The 16272-nt window shown below is 73.5% G+C and carries 10 protein-coding genes and 2 pseudogenes; 3 read left to right on the plus strand and 9 right to left on the minus strand.

Annotated elements, in window-relative coordinates; translation table 11 throughout:
* Nucleotides 1-43: 43 nt before the first annotated feature.
* On the plus strand, nt 44-2290 hold the full coding sequence (locus tag BC793_RS03815; protein ID WP_109589238.1) for an exo-beta-d-1,3/1,6-glucosidase: 2247 nt from the start codon (nt 44-46) through the stop codon (nt 2288-2290).
* 66 nt (nt 2291-2356) lie between these two features.
* Here the strand turns inward: BC793_RS03815 and BC793_RS03820 are convergent, their stop codons facing one another.
* Nucleotides 2357-3031 carry a winged helix-turn-helix transcriptional regulator gene (locus BC793_RS03820; RefSeq protein ID WP_109589240.1) on the minus strand — a complete coding sequence of 225 codons (675 nt, stop codon included), beginning with the start codon at nt 3029-3031 and terminating at the stop codon, nt 2357-2359.
* A gap of 72 nt (nt 3032-3103) precedes the next feature.
* Between BC793_RS03820 and BC793_RS03825 the strand changes: the two genes are divergently transcribed.
* The gene (locus BC793_RS03825) at nt 3104-3901 is read left to right on the plus strand and encodes a methyltransferase domain-containing protein (protein WP_109589241.1); all 798 of its coding nucleotides are present in this window, start codon (nt 3104-3106) and stop codon (nt 3899-3901) included.
* A gap of 271 nt (nt 3902-4172) precedes the next feature.
* Here BC793_RS03825 and BC793_RS03830 read toward each other — a convergent pair whose 3' ends face one another.
* The gene (locus BC793_RS03830; RefSeq protein ID WP_239170145.1) at nt 4173-5129 is read right to left on the minus strand and encodes a GNAT family N-acetyltransferase; all 957 of its coding nucleotides are present in this window, start codon (nt 5127-5129) and stop codon (nt 4173-4175) included.
* A 322-nt stretch (nt 5130-5451) separates the two neighbouring features.
* On the opposite strand from BC793_RS03830, the gene BC793_RS03835 reads away from it, so the two are divergent.
* Complete coding sequence (locus BC793_RS03835; RefSeq protein WP_239170144.1) at nt 5452-6090, plus strand: SanA/YdcF family protein; 639 nt, start codon at nt 5452-5454, stop codon at nt 6088-6090.
* A gap of 90 nt (nt 6091-6180) precedes the next feature.
* Here BC793_RS03835 and BC793_RS49465 read toward each other — a convergent pair whose 3' ends face one another.
* The 7 genes and pseudogenes from BC793_RS49465 to BC793_RS03865 all read right to left on the minus strand — a co-directional run.
* Nucleotides 6181-8391 carry a hypothetical protein gene (locus tag BC793_RS49465; RefSeq protein WP_158319195.1) on the minus strand — a complete coding sequence of 737 codons (2211 nt, stop codon included), beginning with the start codon at nt 8389-8391 and terminating at the stop codon, nt 6181-6183.
* The gene (locus BC793_RS03845) at nt 8388-9503 is read right to left on the minus strand and encodes a VWA domain-containing protein (RefSeq protein WP_109589245.1); all 1116 of its coding nucleotides are present in this window, start codon (nt 9501-9503) and stop codon (nt 8388-8390) included. The genes BC793_RS49465 and BC793_RS03845 overlap by 4 nt, the downstream gene beginning before the upstream one ends.
* Nucleotides 9496-11937: a DUF5682 family protein gene (locus BC793_RS03850; protein ID WP_109589247.1), complete on the minus strand. Its 2442-nt coding sequence runs from the start codon at nt 11935-11937 to the stop codon at nt 9496-9498. Before BC793_RS03850 ends, BC793_RS03845 begins: the two co-directional genes overlap by 8 nt.
* Complete coding sequence (locus tag BC793_RS03855; RefSeq protein ID WP_109589250.1) at nt 11934-13034, minus strand: ATP-binding protein; 1101 nt, start codon at nt 13032-13034, stop codon at nt 11934-11936. The genes BC793_RS03850 and BC793_RS03855 overlap by 4 nt, the downstream gene beginning before the upstream one ends.
* On the minus strand, nt 13031-13267 hold the full coding sequence (locus tag BC793_RS50150; RefSeq protein WP_170167195.1) for a hypothetical protein: 237 nt from the start codon (nt 13265-13267) through the stop codon (nt 13031-13033). Before BC793_RS50150 ends, BC793_RS03855 begins: the two co-directional genes overlap by 4 nt.
* A gap of 87 nt (nt 13268-13354) precedes the next feature.
* Nucleotides 13355-13627, minus strand: a pseudogene (locus BC793_RS52745) (DUF4132 domain-containing protein); the annotation flags it as partial.
* A gap of 7 nt (nt 13628-13634) precedes the next feature.
* A pseudogene (locus BC793_RS03865) lies at nt 13635-15851 on the minus strand (DUF4132 domain-containing protein); the annotation flags it as partial.
* Nucleotides 15852-16272: the final 421 nt, after the last annotated feature.

Below are 16272 nucleotides of genomic sequence, written 5' to 3' on the forward strand. Positions count from 1 at the left end.
GACTCCGAACCGTTCGCGTTCGGCAGACCCATCGGAGAAACTCATGCCCTTGCCATATCAGGACTCCTCGCTCCCGGTGCGAGAGCGTGTCGAGGATCTGCTGGGCCGGATGACTCTTCCCGAGAAGGTCGGCCAGATGCTCCAGCTCGACGCCCGCCAGGACATCGGCGAGATCGTCCTGGACAAGCTGGCCGGATCGATCCTGCACACCTCCCCCGCCAAGCTCGTCGAGGCCGCCGAACTGGTCGCCCGGACCCGGCTGCGGATCCCGCTGATCACCGCCGAGGACTGCATCCACGGGCACGCCTTCTGGCCCGGTGCCACGGTCTTCCCCACGCAACTCGCGATGGCCGCCAGCTGGGACGCCACGCTGGTCGAGCGGGTCGCCCGGGCCACCGCCGTGGAGGCCGCCGCCACCGGCGTGCACTGGACCTTCTCGCCGGTGCTGTGCATCGCCCGCGACCTGCGGTGGGGCCGGGTGGACGAGACGTTCGGCGAGGACCCGTACCTGATCTCCGAACTCGGCGCCGCCATGATCCGCGGCTACCAGGGTGCGGGTCTCACCGACCCGACCGCGATCCTGGCCACCGCCAAGCACTTCGCCGGATACTCCGAGACCCAGGGCGGCCGCGACGCCAGCGAGGCCGACATCAGCCGGCGCAAGCTGCGCTCCTGGTTCCTGCCGCCGTTCGAGCGGGCCGCCGCCGAAGGGTGCCGGGTCTTCATGCTCGGCTACCAGTCGATGGACGGGGTGCCGATCACGGCCAACAAGTGGCTGCTCAACGACGTACTCAAGGAGGAGTGGGGCTTCGCCGGCACCCTCGTCACCGACTGGGACAACGTCGGCCGGATGGTGTGGGAGCAGAAGGTCTGCGCCGACTACGCCGAGGCCGCGGCGGTCGCCGTCAAGGCCGGCAACGACGTGATCATGACGACGCCCGCCTTCTTCGACGGCGCCCAGGAGGCGATCCGGCGCGGGCTTCTCGTCGAGGAGGACATCGACGCGGCGGTACGCCGGATCCTGCGCCTGAAGTTCGAGCTGGGCCTCTTCGAGAACCCCCGCACCCCGGACGCCACCCGGCAGGCGGCGGTGATCGGCAGCCCCGCGCACACCGCCCTCAACCTGGAGATCGCCCGCCGGTCGCTGGTCCTGCTGCGCAACGACGGTGTCCTGCCCCTGCCGGCCTCGCCCTCCGGCCCGTCGAAGCGCATCGCGCTGCTCGGCCCCAACGCCGACGACGTGTCCGCGCAGCTCGGTGACTGGGCCGGCGACTCCGGCCAAGTCGACTGGATGCCCGGCGGCCACCCGCGGGAACTCACCTCCACCGTCCTCGACGGTCTGCGTGATCTGCTGCCCGGCGGCTGGGAGCTCGACTTCGACCCGGCCGTCGAGATCGAGGAACTCGTGCCCGACCCGGAGGGCGAGACGTTCCCCGACGGCCAGCCCCGCCCCCCGATCTCGGTGGGCGTCCCCGCCGACCCGGCCCGCCTCGCCGCCGCCACGGCCACCGCGGCCGCCGCCGACTACGCGATCGTGGTCGTCGGTGACACCGTCAACCTCAATGGCGAGCACAAGTCCACCGCCACCCTCGAACTCCAGGGCGGCCAGATCGCGCTGCTCGACGCGGTCGCCGCCACCGGCACCCCGATGATCGTCGTGCTGATCGACGGCAAACCGCACGCGCTGCCGGAGTCGGCGCTCGGCGCGGCCGCGATCGTGCAGGCCTTCAACCCCGGTATGCGCGGTGGACAGGCCGTCGCCGAACTGCTCCTCGGGCTGATCGAGCCGACCGGGCGCATGCCGATCTCGGCGGCCCGGCACGCCGGACAGCAGCCGGTCTTCTACAACCAGACCCGCGGCCAGCACGGCTCGCGGTACGCGGACCTCACCCAGGACCCGCTGTTCGCCTTCGGTGAGGGGCTCAGCTACACCACCGTCACCTACGACGGGCTCAGCATCGAGGAACCGGACGTGGCCACCGACGGGGTCGTCCGGGCCACCGTGCGGCTCAGCAACACCGGGACGCGGCCGGCACTGGAGACCGTCCAGGTCTACGTCAGCGACCTGGTCACCAGCGTCACCTGGGCGAGCCGTGAGCTGAAGACGTACCGGCAGGTCACCGTGCCCGCGGGCGAGAGCGTCACGGTCGCCGTCGAGCTGGCGGCCGCGGACTGCACGCTCGTCGACGCCGACGGGAAGCGGGTCGTCGAGGCCGGCGACTTCGAGCTGCTGGTCGGGCCCAGCTCCCGGCCGTCGGCGCTGCTGGCCGCCAAGTTCCGGATCAGCTGACCGGGAAGCTTCTCAGAGTCGCGGTCCCCCGGGGGGAGTTCTTCAGGGGACCGCTGGGGAGTTTCCTCAGGGGCGGGGGACCGCTGCGAACGCGAACTGCCGGAACCATGCGGGTACGGCGCGGCGCAGGTCCTCCGGCCCCTGGAACGCCAGCTCACCGGACCGCAGGCCGGACGCCCACGTACGCTCGCCCCGCCACACGTCGGTCAGGCAGCGCAGGTCGGCGGTCACCAGCACGTCCACGTCGTGACCGGGGTCGACGTCACAGATGTCGGCCTCGCTCGGCGTGATCACCAGCCACCAGTCCCGTACCTTCGCCGGCGCCGACGGGAACCGGAACTGCAGGACCGTGCGGCGGGCCGGCACCGCCCCGTGATCGACCGACCGGTGCATGTCCCACAGCAGCAGCTTCGGATCCAGATCACGGTCACCCAGCTCGGGGATCCAGCGGGTCCCCCACGCACCCAGTGCCACCACGATCGGCTGCAACTCCCGGCCCGCGGCGGTCAACTCGTACTCCACCTCGGTGCCCGACTCGCGGCGCTCCACCACCCCGGCCGCATTGAGCTGCTGCAACCGCCGGGACAGCAGCGTCGGCGACATCCGCGGCAGCCCGCGCCGCAGATCGTTGAACCGGCGGCTCCCGGCGATCAGCTCCCGGATCACCAGCATCGTCCAGCGCTCGTCGAGCAGTTCCATCGCCTTCGCAACCGGACAGAACTGCCCGTAGGTGGCACCCATACGGTGGTCTCCTTCCCCCGGTACACATCGTGTACTAGGCCTGGCCCGCCGCGGATCCCTACTGTCGGTCACATGACGACAACCGTGAAAACCAAGCACCGGGCCATGTGGGCCTCCGGCGACTATCCAGCCGTCGCCTCCGACTTGGTCGCGCCGCTCGGGCCGGCACTCGTGCAGGCCGCCGGTATCGGCCCCGGACAGAAGGTCCTCGACGTCGGCGCCGGCACCGGCAACGCCGCGATCCCCGCCGCCCGGACCGGCGCCACCGTCACCGCCAGCGATCTCACCCCCGAACTGCTGGCCGTCGGCGAGAAGAACTCCCACGTCAACCTGACCTGGACCGAAGCCGACGCCGAGGACCTGCCGTTCGAGACCGGCGCCTTCGACACGGTGATCTCGTGCATCGGCGTCATGTTCGCCCCGTTCCACACCGCCGCCGCCGCGGAACTGCTCCGGGTGTGCCGTCCCGGCGGAACCATCGGCCTGGCCAACTGGACCCCGGAAGGCTTCATCGGACAGATGTTCGCGACCATGAAGCCGTACGCCGCCCCGCCCCCGCCCGGCGCCCAGCCGCCGCCGCTGTGGGGCGACCCCGCCCACCTGGCGTCCCTCTTCGGTGACGGTGTCACCGACGTGTCCGTGGAACGCCGCACCCTGCACGTCGAACACTTCCGCACGGCCGTCGACTTCCGCGACTACTTCAAAGCCAACTACGGCCCGACGATCGCGGTGTACCGCAACATCGCCGACGACCCGGCCCGGGTCGCCACCCTGGACGCCGAACTCCTCGCCCTGGTTGAACGCCACGATCTCGGTGGTGGCGCCATGAACTGGGAATATCTGCTCTACATCGCCCGTCGGGCGGGCTGATCCGGCGGCTGCTCCGGTCCTCCCGCCGGCAGCGCCGCGGTTTCGCTCGCCGGTGCCATCGCCGTTCCGTTCGCGGCCCCCACCGCCCTTTCGCGCGGCCTCCACCGCCAGTCCGCGCGCCCCCGCCATTCCCCGCGGCCCCCACCGCCATTTCGCGCGGCCTCCACCGCCGTTCCGCGCCCCCGCCATTCCCCGCGGCCCCCACCGCCAGTTCGCGTGGCCTCCACAGCCGTTCCGCGCGGGTTCCCGGGGCCGGCGTGGTTGTGCGGGTTCAGCGACGGCGTGCGGCGGCCACTCGCCGGGTCGTGAATCCCAGCCCCGAGTAGGTGGCCAGAGCCGCCGTGTTCCAGTAGTCCACGAGCAGTGCCACCCGCTCCCGGCCGGCCAGCAGCTCATCGGCCACGAAGGCGCAGATGGCCGTCCCGAGACCCCGCCCCCGCGCCGACGGGCGGGTGGTCACCCCGGACATGAACCCGATCTCCGGCGTCGACCACGCCTCGGCGGCCACCGTGAGCAGTTCCCCGTCGGCACCACGGATGCCCGCCCACCGGTGCACTCCCGGGTGCCCCGGCCAGGCGTAGGACTCCGGATAGGCCTCCTGGATCATCTCGGTCACCTCGGGCCAGGTCTCTATCCCGAGCCAGAACGGGCCCGAGAACTCGCCCGGCGCCGTCTCACGCCGCCGACCCGGTGTCACGCCTCCGCCCGACGCAGTCTCACGCCGCCGATCCGGTGTCACGCCTCCGTCCGCCGCCGGCCCCGGCCCACCCGGCCTCAAGTCACCGCCGGTCAGTACGCCACCGTCGCCCAGACCCACATCCGCGCGGCGGCCCAGACCGAGGCCGTGGGATTCGTCCGAGTCGACGTCGGAGTGCCCGCCCCGGTTCACGCCGCCGGGTCGATCCGCGTCCATGCCGCCGCGCTGGACCGGCTGGGTGGTCTCCATCCAGGCGAACGTGGCGCTGACCTCCAACTCCGGGATCCGCGCGACGATTTCGGTGACCAGTTCCTCCGTACCGAATGGCCGGAAGGTCTCCCCGGTCTCGCCCAGCACCTGCCGCAGAAGCCCGGCCACCGCCTCCGGCTCGCCGTTGATCACGAGCCGGTCCCAGTGCGACAGGTCCGCGCACGCCACGACCACCGCGTCCGTCCGCCGCCAGACCCGGGCACCCGGCGCCCGCAACGCCCATCGAACCAACGGATCCCGGTCAGGAGCGATCTCGATCATGGCCACATGCTGCCATTGGAGCTTTTCCCGACCGTTGACCCCGTCTGCCATCCTCGGACCGATGCCGAAGCGCCCCGTTCTCCCCGACTGGCTGACGATCACCTTCCGCCGCCGGCGTCAGGCCGATCAGCCCGGCCCGGCCGGGCCTCGATCCGGTCCGACCGGAGACGCGTTTTCCGGCCCGCGCTCCACGCCCTCCACCGCGGCCGCTTCATCCACCGCGGCCTCGGCGTCGGGTCCGCATGTTCCGGACCACGGCGATCGGTCTCGGCGGGCCCGGCTGCGGGCGTTGCTCTCCTGGCGACGGGTACGCCGTCTGACGGTGGCGGGCACCGTGGGCGGTGTCGTCGCGGTTGTCGTCGCTCTGGGCTGCGCTCATTGGGTGCAGTCTTCCGCCGACGGTCACATCTATGACGTGGCCTCGGTACCCGCCGCCCCGGTGGCGCTGGTCCTCGGCGCCCAGGTCAACGACGACGGCCAGCCTTCGGCGTTCCTGGCCGCGCGTTTGGAGATCGCCCGCCGGCTCCTGGAGGCCGGCAAGGTGAAGGCGATCCTGGTCTCCGGCGACCACGGTCGGTGGACCTACGACGAACCGGGCGCGATGCAGTCCTGGCTGGTGGCCCGTGGGGTGCCCGCCGACCGGGTCGTCCTCGACCATGCCGGCTTCGACACCTACGACTCCTGCGTCCGCGCCAGCAAGATCTTCGGCGTGCATCAGGCGATCGTCGTGACCCAGGCCTTCCACCTCCCCCGGGCGGTGACCCTCTGCCGCGAACAGGGCATCGACGCCACCGGTGTCGGCGACGACAGCGTCCGTATCTACGAGGCGATGTGGCTGCGCGGCGAGGTCCGCGAGTACGGTGCCGCCGTCAAGGCCGCGACGGACGTCCTGACCTCCCGTGACCCGATCTTCCTGGGACCGCACGAGACCGGCGTGGAGGAAGCCGTCCGCCGCGGCTGACAGATCCCCGCCGTCGGCCCTCACGCTGCACACTTCGACGGAAGTGGCCCGCAACGGGATTCCACCGCTGCGAGCCGCGACGAGGCGCTGTCAGAGAAGGTCAGCGGCGAGACTCACCCGCAGGTAGGCGTCGGCCCAGGCGTTGGCCGCATCGAAACCTGGGTCCGGGCTGAGCCGGGCGGACACTTCGTCGAGCGCGGACGCCACCCGGTGCAGCCCGACCCGGGCCAGCACATTCCGGGCGTTGCCGAGACGGTTCGCATACGCCGGCGGCAGGTGGGCGAGACCGCTGTGAGCCGCCTCCGCGAGCACGTCCCGCGCCGCCGCCACGGCGGCTGCCAGCACTTCGGTGCCGTCGCCGCCGTCCCACACCTCAACCCCGGCCGGCGCACCGGGAACGCCGGCCTCCGGCCCGTGGCCGTCCGCCGATGTGCCGGGCACCGCAGACGATGCGGGCACCGCCGCGGAGGCTGTGGGGTTCAGGGTGTCGGTGGGGGTGGAGGCGGTGAAGGCATCGGGGGTGGCCAGGTCGGGGATGACCGTGGGGCCGTCGGCGGCGATCGCGTATGGGTCGATCACCACCCGGCCGCCGCTCCGGTGGACGCTGCCGGCCACGTAGCGGGGTCTGCCTCGCCGGCCGTCGAGCGCGGCAGCGACCGCATCGAGGCGGCCCGGGGCGACCGCGGCGTGGGTGGCGACGACGGTGGCCGTGTTGCCGTGGACGTCACGGATCTCGACGGTGAGGCGCTGGGCGCCGGGCGAGTAGTGGGCGGGGCCGACCTCGGCGATCGCGAGGACACGGACGAGTTCGGCGCGGACCCGGGCGCGGACCGGGCGTGGTGGCATCGCGTCGAGGTCGGCGGCGAGGCGGGCGTAGTCGTGGATCAGCAGGCCGTCGGGCAGTCCGTCCCAGGCGCCGTTCGACGCGGTGACGGTCGATTTCGCGACGCGGCTGGCGCTCAGCCGCACCGCCCGGCTGGCGTTACGGACCGCGGACTCGGTCACCAGTGTGCCGGCGGCCACGGCGGCGACGGTCGTGCCGGCGAGACGCCGCCGGGCCAGGGCCGGGCCGTCGTCCGGTGTCGTCCACTGCCGGTGGGAGACGAGGACGACGCCGCTGGCGGGCTGCCCGTGGAAGATCTCGATACGCCGTTCGTCGTCGATCGCGGTGACCCGGGCGCCGAGGCCGTCCAGCCGCACCCGGCGCAGTGGTGTCTCGGCCGCCTCCTCGGAGCCGAGCACCCGGGCGCGGGCCGCGGCCCCACCCTCGACGCCGGCCGCCCGGTGCCGGGCGAAGATCTCGGCGAGAAGGTCGGCGAGCAGCTCCGGTGAGTACCGGGCGCTGCGGTCGCGGTAGGCGGTGAGCTGGCCGGCGAGTTCGGTGGCGGCGTCGAGGGGCCACCGCAGCCCGGCCCGCTCCAGCGCGGTCAGGTGTCCGGCGGCCGTGGCGGCGAGGCCCGCACCGGAGTGGACGGCGCCACCCCGCAGCACTTCGGCGGCGAACTCGACGAGCGCCTCCAGACCGGAGCCGGTCGCCGCGCCGACTCCGGATCCGCCGACGTCGACCACGCAGTCGGCGGTGTCCGGCTGTTGGTCGTCGGCGGTCCGGAACGCCCAGACGGCCAGCGCGATCACGTCGTCGCGTACCCCGGCGCGGGCGTCGGTGTGCACGTAACCGAGGTCGTGGGGCACCAGGAACCGGACGGTCGCCGCGGGTAGTTCGACCACCGGAACCGGGCCGCGCCGGACCCGGGCCGTGTACCCGGCGCGCTCGGCACGCCGGGCCGTCGCGACGAGACGGGCCCCGATCCGGGCGGTCAGGTCGTCGTCGGTGAAGACACCCGGCGACCAGGCATCCCGCTCCGGCGGGCTCGCGGGCGCAGTCGGCCCGGCGGGCGCGGCGACCTGCGCCGGCGATGAAGGCATCCCGGACGGCTCGTCCCGGGCCGGTTCAGCGGCCTCGGAGGAACCTGCCGGAAGACCGGCGGGCGAGCCGGCGGAAGCGGCGGGGGCCGGGACGGAGGCGGTCTGGTACGCGAGGATCAGGGCGATCAGGTGACGGCAGACGCCGGTCGCGCCGCACGAGCACCGGCCCTGTTCGAGGCCGCCCTCCGGCAGCGAGGCCCGGACACCGTCGCTGAACTCGGCGACGATCGCCGGCCCGTCGGCGGAGAGCCGGGGTGGTTCCCGCTCGACCTCCCGGCTTGCCCGTTTGACCAGGCCACGGTTGGCGAGGGCAGCGAGCGCGTCAGCGTCCAGGGCACGGAGGTCGGCCCGGACCGGCAGGGTTCCGGTGCTCATCGTCCCACCCTCTCCGCGACGAATCCGGCCAGCTCGCCGGGGGTCATGGCGCCGACCCAGGCGCCCGCGTCCGCGAGTTTCTGTGCGCAGGCGCGGTCGTACGCCGGGTCGGCATTCTCGTCGAGGGCCGCCAGCCCGAGCACGATGCTGCCCTGCTCGACGAGGTCCCTCACCGCCCGCACCAGTCCGGCCTCCGATCCGCCCTCGAAGAAGTCACTGACCACCGCGACGATGGTGCGCCGTGGCTGTTCGACGAGCTGGGCGGCATACCGCACGGCGCGGGCGATGTCGGTGCCGCCGCCGAGCTGGGTCTTCATCAGCAACTCCACCGGGTCGCTGACGTCGGAGGTGAGGTCGACGACCTCGGTGTCGAAGGCGATCAGGTGGGTCCGTACCCCCGGCAGTCCCCACAGGCAGGCCGCGGTGATCGCCGAGTGGATGACCGACGACAGCATCGATCCGGACTGGTCGACGAGCAGAATGACCTGCCACTGGTTGATCTGCCGCCGGGTACGGGAGGCGAAGTACGGCGTCTGGACGTAGATCCGCCGCTCGTCGGGCCGGTAGTTGCCGAGGTTCGCCCGGATGGTCCGCCGCGCGTCGAAGTCGCGGGCCTGACGGAACCGGCTGGCCCGACGGGACCGCGCGCCGGAGAAACTCTGCTGGACCTCGGTGGCGAGCCGCCGCATCAGGTCGCGGACGACGGCTTCGACCAGCCGCCGGGCGAGCCGGAGCACCTCGGGGTTCATCAGGTGTTTGGTGCGGAGCACGGCGCGCAGCAGGGCCGGGTTGGGTTCGATCCGTTCGAGCACACCGGGATCGGTGACGATGTCGTCGATCTGGTAGCGCTCGACGGCGTCCTGCTGCAGCCGTTCGACGGTCTCCTTGGGAAACAGCCGGGTGATGTCGTCGAGCCAGTCGACCGTGGTGAGCTGGGACGGGCCGGTGCCACCCTCCCGCCGGATGTCGCGGCGGCTGAGTTCCTCGTCCCGGCCGTAGAGCCAGTCGAGCGCCGCGTCACGCTGCCCATTGGCGCCGCTGAGGCCGCCGAGGGAGCCGCCCGACGGCGCGCCCAGAATGAGGCGCCATCGTTCGAGGCTGACGTCAGTCATCGGTCCTCCCCACGGTGATCAGCCCGGCACGGGCCAGGCGTTCTTCGACGGCCTCGTCCAGGGCCAGCCCGGCCGCCACGGTCTGCGGCGCGACGGACATGCGGAGCAGGTCCCGGCCGGATCCGCCCAGCCCACGCCGGGCCAGCAGTTCCTCGGCGATGGTCTCCCGCTCCCGGGGCGGGAAATACTCGAAGGCCTGCCGCAGCGCGGGCAGCGCGATCAGGAAGTCGTCGGCGCCGAGCCCGCCGACCAGGTCGTCGAGCAGACGGAGGATGCCGCCGGGCGCGAGGACGTGCTCGCGGGCCACGCCGAACAGCCCGGCCAGCCAGTCCCCCGCGGCCCCGCCGGTGAAGGCACCGCGGACGGCCTCCGACGGTTCCGGGAACAGCCCGGCGGGGTCGTCCTCGTCGAGAAGGGAACGGCCGAGGCCGTAGAAGGCGCCACGCAGTTCGGGCGGCGCGGCGCGGTCGGCCGCGATGCGCCCGGAGATCTCGACCGCGGCGGTACGGTCCACGCCCAGCCCCGCCGCGTGCAGCACCGCGTCCCGCACCGCCACGACGGCGGCGATCCGTTCGCGGTCCGCCGGTGCTCCGGGCGCGTGCCATCCCTCGGCGAGCCAGAGGATGCGGCGGGCGGCAGCCGCCACCACGACACCGAGGGCGGCGCTGCCGGCCGTGCCGAGGAGGCGGTCGTGCCGCCACAGGGCCAGGGTGACGGCCAGCACCCGGCCGAGGACGGCAAGGTCACCGGCCACCGCGATGCCGCGTTCGAGCCGGTCGGGCACGTCCGATCCGAGGTCGGTGACCCCGCACAGCGCCGCGTCGAACAACGCGTCCGCGATGGCGCCGAGATCGCCGCCGGCGTCGTCGATGCGCTGGGCGATCCGGGTGGCGGCCGCGGACTCCAGGGTGGGGCCGTAGCCGCCGGCCTCGATGAGCGCGGCGAGCCGGTGCGGGTGTTGCTGGACCGTCCACTGCTCGCGCAGCACCGGGTCGATGCCGGTGGCCGGCCCGGAGTCGCGACGGAACCCGGGTATCTCGAGAACGCGCAGCCGGTGCAGGACCCGGCTGACGGTCCGGCCGTACGGGTCGGTCAGGTCGGTGGTGTGTTCACCGGCCCGGTCGAGGCCGTACCGCTCGAGTTCGGCGGTGGCGGCGTGGACCAGCGGCGGCAGCGGGGTGTCCGGATGCAGGCGCCCGACCCGGTCGCCGCTGAGGGCGGCGGTCATCTCGACGACCGCCGGGTGCTGCCCCGCGGTGACGGTGCCGCGCACCGCCCAGGGCAGCGGAACGTCGAGTGCCTCGTTGATCAGCGCGGATGCCAGCCCGTCGAGCACGTCGACCCGGGACGGGCAGTCGTGACCGCGGAGCCGGGCGAGGGCTTCGGCACCGGCCCGGGCGGCGATCAGGTCGGCCGTGGAGACCGGCTGCCCGCGCCGCCTCAGCCGCGCGGCGACCGCCGTGATCAGATACCGGGCGGCCTGCTCCGCGCCGCTCTCCCAGAGCTGCTGGTAGTACTCCGGGGACGGCATCCCGGACTGGTAGCCGCCGAACGCGTCGAGTCGCCGGAACGAGTAGGGCACCAGATAGCTGCCGGCGGTGGCGCCGGTGGGCGGCTCCGGCACCTCCGGCCACCCCGGCTCCCCAGGGTCACCCACACCCGGATCGCCGGCCGCGCCGCCGATGGGAGAAGCCGGAGAGGACGGAGAGGAACCGGAGGGCGCCGACGGGGCTGTCGCCGGAGAGGACGGGGAGGAAGCTGAGGAAGCCGACGGGGCTGTCGCCGGAGAGCCGGCCGGGGAGGCGAGACGGAGCAGGGCGGGCCGGTGGAAGCCGCCGACCACGGCGACGACCGGCCGGTCCCCCGCCGCCACCTGGGCGGCACGGATCCATCGGGCCATGTACGCCTCACGCGCCGTGTCCGAGGTCCCCGCCGCCGAGTCGCCCCGGATCAGATCGAAGTAGGTCTCCAGCCGCTGCCCGACCTGCTCGGCCGGGCCCATCTCGACGACGTGATCCCAGAGGGCGTCGCTGTTGTCGACCCCGAACTCGGTGCACAGCCGCTGCACCGCCTCGGCATAGCGCAGTTCGGCGTCGGCATACCGGTTGTCCCGGTCGGCGAACGCCTCGTGCCACGCCGGCAGATCGATGAACCGCAGCTCGGCCCCGCACTCGCGGCCGGCCCGCAGTGCCTCCCACTCGGGCGAGTAGGCGCAGAACGGGGCCCACGACCCGTGCCGCCGCTGCTCGTCGAGGTAGCTGGTGAAGACCGCCACCGGCAGCTCGTGCCCGAGCAGCAGCTCGCCGATCCGCGCGTTCATGTCGGCCGGGCCCTCGATCAGTACGAAGGCGGGCCGCAGGGCGGTGATCGTCGAGCCGACGAGGCGGGCGCAGGCGGGGCTGTGGTGCCGGACCCCGATGACGGTGAGGCTCATCCGCCGGGCAGTTCCCGGCGCGCGTCCCGCAGCTCACGCCACTGCGGCCCGTTACGCCACGAGGTGTGCTGCTCCAGGTAGCGGCGCAGTTTCGCAAGGTCCTCGGGACTGTCCTTGGCGGCGGTGCCGGCCAGGCAGGAGACCAGGTCGGCGGCGGTGCCGGCGTCGCCGCGCAGGAACCATCCGCGCAGGCCGACGGCGTGCGCGACGGAGACCGCCTCGGCGGTACTCATCACCGACGACAGCCGCTCCATCTCGTCGCCGCGCGCGGTGCGCCCGGCCCGCAGTTCCCGGAAGGCCGTCACCAGCACCTCCAGTACGTCGCGCCGCGGTGGCGTGGTGACCCCGGAACGCCGCAGCAGCGTGCCGGCCTCGGCCTCGACCAGGGACAGCTCGGTGTCGAAGTCGGCGATCGGGAAGACCGTCTCGAAGTTGAAGCGCCGTTTCAGCGCCGAACTCATGTCGTTGACGCCGCGGTCCCGGGTGTTGGCCGTGGCGATGATGTTGAAGCCTTCCTTCGCGAACACCATGCCACCGTCGCCGGGCAGCTCCGGGACGGCGAGGACCCGGTCGGAGAGCGGCGAGAGCAGGCAGTCCTGCACCTCGAGCGGGCAGCGGGTGATCTCCTCGAAGCGGACCACCTGCCCGTGGGCCATCCCGCGCAGCAGCGGCGCCGGAACCAGGGACCGCTCGGTCGGCCCCTCGGCGACGAGGAGCGCATAGTTCCACGAATACTTGATCTGGTCCTCGGTGGTGGCCGCGCCGCCCTGGATGGTGAGTGTCGAATCACCGCTCACGGCGGCCGCGAGCAGCTCCGACAGCAGCGATTTCGCGGTGCCGGGGTCGCCGACGAGCAGCAGGCCGCGGCTGGTGGCGAGGCTGACCAGGGCCCGGTCGATGAGCGACGGGTCGCCGACGAACTTGCGGGTGACGCCCAGTTTCTCGTCGCCGACGATGAAGGCGCGGGCGGCCCGGAGGCTGAGCGCCCAGCCCGGCGGAGTCGGCGCGTCGTCGGCGGCCCGCAGGCGGGCCAGCTCGTCGGCATACCGCACCTCGGCGGGCGGGCGCTGCACGTGGGCGGTGGTGGTGACGGTCATGCGAGCACCTCGGTCAGATCGCGCAGCGCCTCGGCTGCGGTGATGGGGTCGAGTTCACGGATACGGTCGTCCTGATCCCGGCGGAACCCGTGGTACTCACCGGCGGGGGCCACGTGGATCGACTCGACGGTCTGGTCGCCGAGCACGTCGATCGCGCCGACGGCGATGCCGGGGGTGATGGCGAGCACCAGGTGCAGGCCGCCGGGCACGTCACGCTCGAACCAGCCCTGCACGCCGCCGTCCTGTGGGCTGCCGCGCCGCCAGCCGCGCCGTTCCAGGCCCAGTAGGGCGGTACTGGGCGCCGTACGCCCGACGAATCCGGCCGCACGCTCCGCGGTGAGCGGCTCGACACCGCGGCCCAGCTGAGCGAACGGCTGCGTGATCTCGTAGTCGGCGAAGAGCTCGGACCAGGCGGCCAGATCGTCGCCGAGGTCCAAGGGGTGGGCGATCCCGACCGGCTCGGTGTCGCCCAGGGTGACGGTCTCGTCGGTGACGTCGGCGAGAGTGCCGTCCTCGGCCAGGCGCAGGCCGCCGCCCGGCCGCGTCGAGGCGCACCCAGACGAGCCGCCGGACCAGGTGCCGCAGCAGCGGATGGCCGGTGAGGAACTGGCGGAAGGTCGCGCCGGTCCAGCGGCGCCGGGTGACCATCGCCTGTTCCAGACGGCGGACCTGGTCGGCGGCGATCGCCCGGACGTCCTTCTTCAGCGCGGTGAACCGCTGGTACGCCTCCGGCGCCAGCACCGGGTCGTCCTGGGCTCCCGGCTTGGGCAGGGCCTTGAGCCGCTTGCCGGTGGTGTCCGCCACGAACGGTTTGAGCTGCTCGTCGAAGCCGACCGTGAAGGTCCGCCGGCCGTAGTCGAGGACCAGGCTGCCGGTGGCGTCCAGCCCGAGGTCGGGCACCAGCCGGTCGGCCAGTTCCTCCGCGGTGAGCCCCAGCTCGGCCGCCAGCTCGGCGATCTTCTCGCCGGCCCGTTCTCTGAGCGCGCGGAACTTGACCTTCTGCGCGATGCCGTGGAGATACATCAGAGCGACGTCGGTGCCGATGGCGGCCAGCACGTCGAGGCCGGCGACCGCCCGGGTGTGACCGCCCTCACCGGGCCAGGCGCGGATCACCGGAGCCAGCCGGCGGACCGTCTCGTCGTCGCCGAGCGGACCGAGCGCGTCGAGTGCCCAGTTCTGTTTCGCCGGATGCCCGGCCTCGCGCCACTCGGTGAACAGCGCCCACGCCGACTCGGCCAGGTCGGCGGCCTCGCACTCGGCGGTGACCACGGCGAGACCCGGGTACGGGGTGTCGGTCCGGGAGAGGGCCAGCATGGTGAGCACGTGACGGACCGACTCGACGGGCAGCAGGCCACGGTCGCCGGTGAGCCGGATCGGGGGCATCACCGCCGGATTCGCCCAGTCCGGTAGTGCGGGCACGGGTACCGGCAGAACGGTCAACGGGTCGACGGCCAGGATCTCCTCGACCGAGGCGGCGGCCTCCGGACCGAACTCGCCGGCGGCGGCCCGCACCTCCCCGCCGTACCCGGCGGCGGCCAGGACGCGCAGAGCCCCCTCGGCATCGGCGCGGGCCTGGCCGGCTCTGCCCACCGCGACCGGCACCAGGGCACGGGCCGCGACCGCGGTGTGCCGGGCGAACCAGGCCAGTGCGACCGGCCGGACCGAGCGCACCCGGGCCAGCCAGCCGGCCATCAGCATCGCGATCTCCGGCCCGGCGGCCGGGGCCAGCAGGCGTGCGGCGGCGGCCGGGGCCCGGCGGGCGACGTCGGCGAGCGGCGGGACGGCCTCCGCGCCATACCGCGCCAACAGCTCCGCACCCCAGTCGGCGACGTCGTAGTGGTGGCTCGGGCGCCGCGCGGCCACCCGGGGCAGAGTCAGCTCGTCCGGCCCGCGGAGGAAGAGATCGATCTCGTCCCAGCCGTTGGAGGCACTGGTACCGAGTTTGCCGGCGACGGCCGCCCAGTCGTGCGCGCCGCCGTGCCGGGCGGCCCAGGAACCGGCCGCCCAGGCCTCGCGCTCGCCCGGTGCCCACGCGACGCGCACCGGGTCGTCGCTGATCAGGCCGGTGACGACGAGCCGCTGCCGGGCCACCGGAGTCAGCCACGGCGGGCTCACCAGGATCGGCGGCAGATCCTCCAGGGAGGCGGTGCCGGTGTCGGCGGCCCGGAGCACGGCGTGCGCGGTGTCGAACCGGGCGGCGGCCGCCCCGGACAGGTGCGGACGGACCTGGTCGGCGAGCGGCCGGTGGTTGGCCAGATGCCGGTGCAGGAGCCGATCGGCGGACGGCGTCTCGGCGAACAGGCGCAGGGCGAGGGCCGGATCACGGCCCGCCGCGTCGGCGAGGGCGGCCGGCACATCGGGCTTGCCGGCGCGCTCGATCAAGGCGGTGAGGGCCGCCTCGCCGCCGACCGCCGCGAGCAGCCCGAGCAGCTTGCGCCGGTCCTGCGCGTCGGTGACCGCAGCATCCAGCCAGCCGGTCAGTGCGGGCACCGCGGCCGGGCCGAGCGTCGCGGTGAAGGTGTAGATCCGCTCCTTCTCGGCGAGCACCGCCCAGGGCGACAGCTGACCGGCGAGACGGGACGCGAGCGGATCGGCCGACACGACGGTCAGCAGCAGGCCCTTCAGTGCCTCCCGGCCGCCCATGGCCACCAGGCCACCGCATATCTCGTCGGCCCAGACCGTCTCGTCGGGCGCGATCACGGACACGAGCGCCCGCTGCGACAGCGACGGGCCACGCGCCGCGCCCAGGGCGGTCACCGCCGCCGCATACTCCCCCGGCGGTGCGGCCACGACGGCCCGGCGCAGCTGGTAGGCCATTCGGATCGCGGTCCGCGCGGCGAACCCGTTGGCGTCCGCGTCGGGCACCGCCCGGGTGATCGCGGAGTCCGACGGGGACGAGCCCAGATGGAACCCGGCCAGCTCGACGGTGGCGGCCGCGGCGAACGCCAGACCGTGCCGCACCCGCCAGAAGTCGGCGAACGCGGTCAGCTCGTCACGCCGCGACCACGGCAGCACACCCGCCACGCCGCGGGCCACCACCGCCGCGCCGAGCGGGGTGACCGCCGGACCGCCGGCGAGGTAGGCGTGCCCGGCCTCGGCCAGGTCACCGGCGATGAGGCGGTGGCGCAGCGCGCTGCGTACGTCGCCGTCGAACGCGGTCAGCAGCTCCTCGACGGCCTTGACGCCGGCGGCCCCCGGTCTCGGGGCGGCCGGCGCGGCGCCCCGCCGGGGCAGCACG

The sequence above is a fragment of the Actinoplanes xinjiangensis genome, from assembly GCF_003148685.1.
GTDB classification, from domain to species: Bacteria; Actinomycetota; Actinomycetes; order Mycobacteriales; family Micromonosporaceae; genus Actinoplanes; species Actinoplanes xinjiangensis.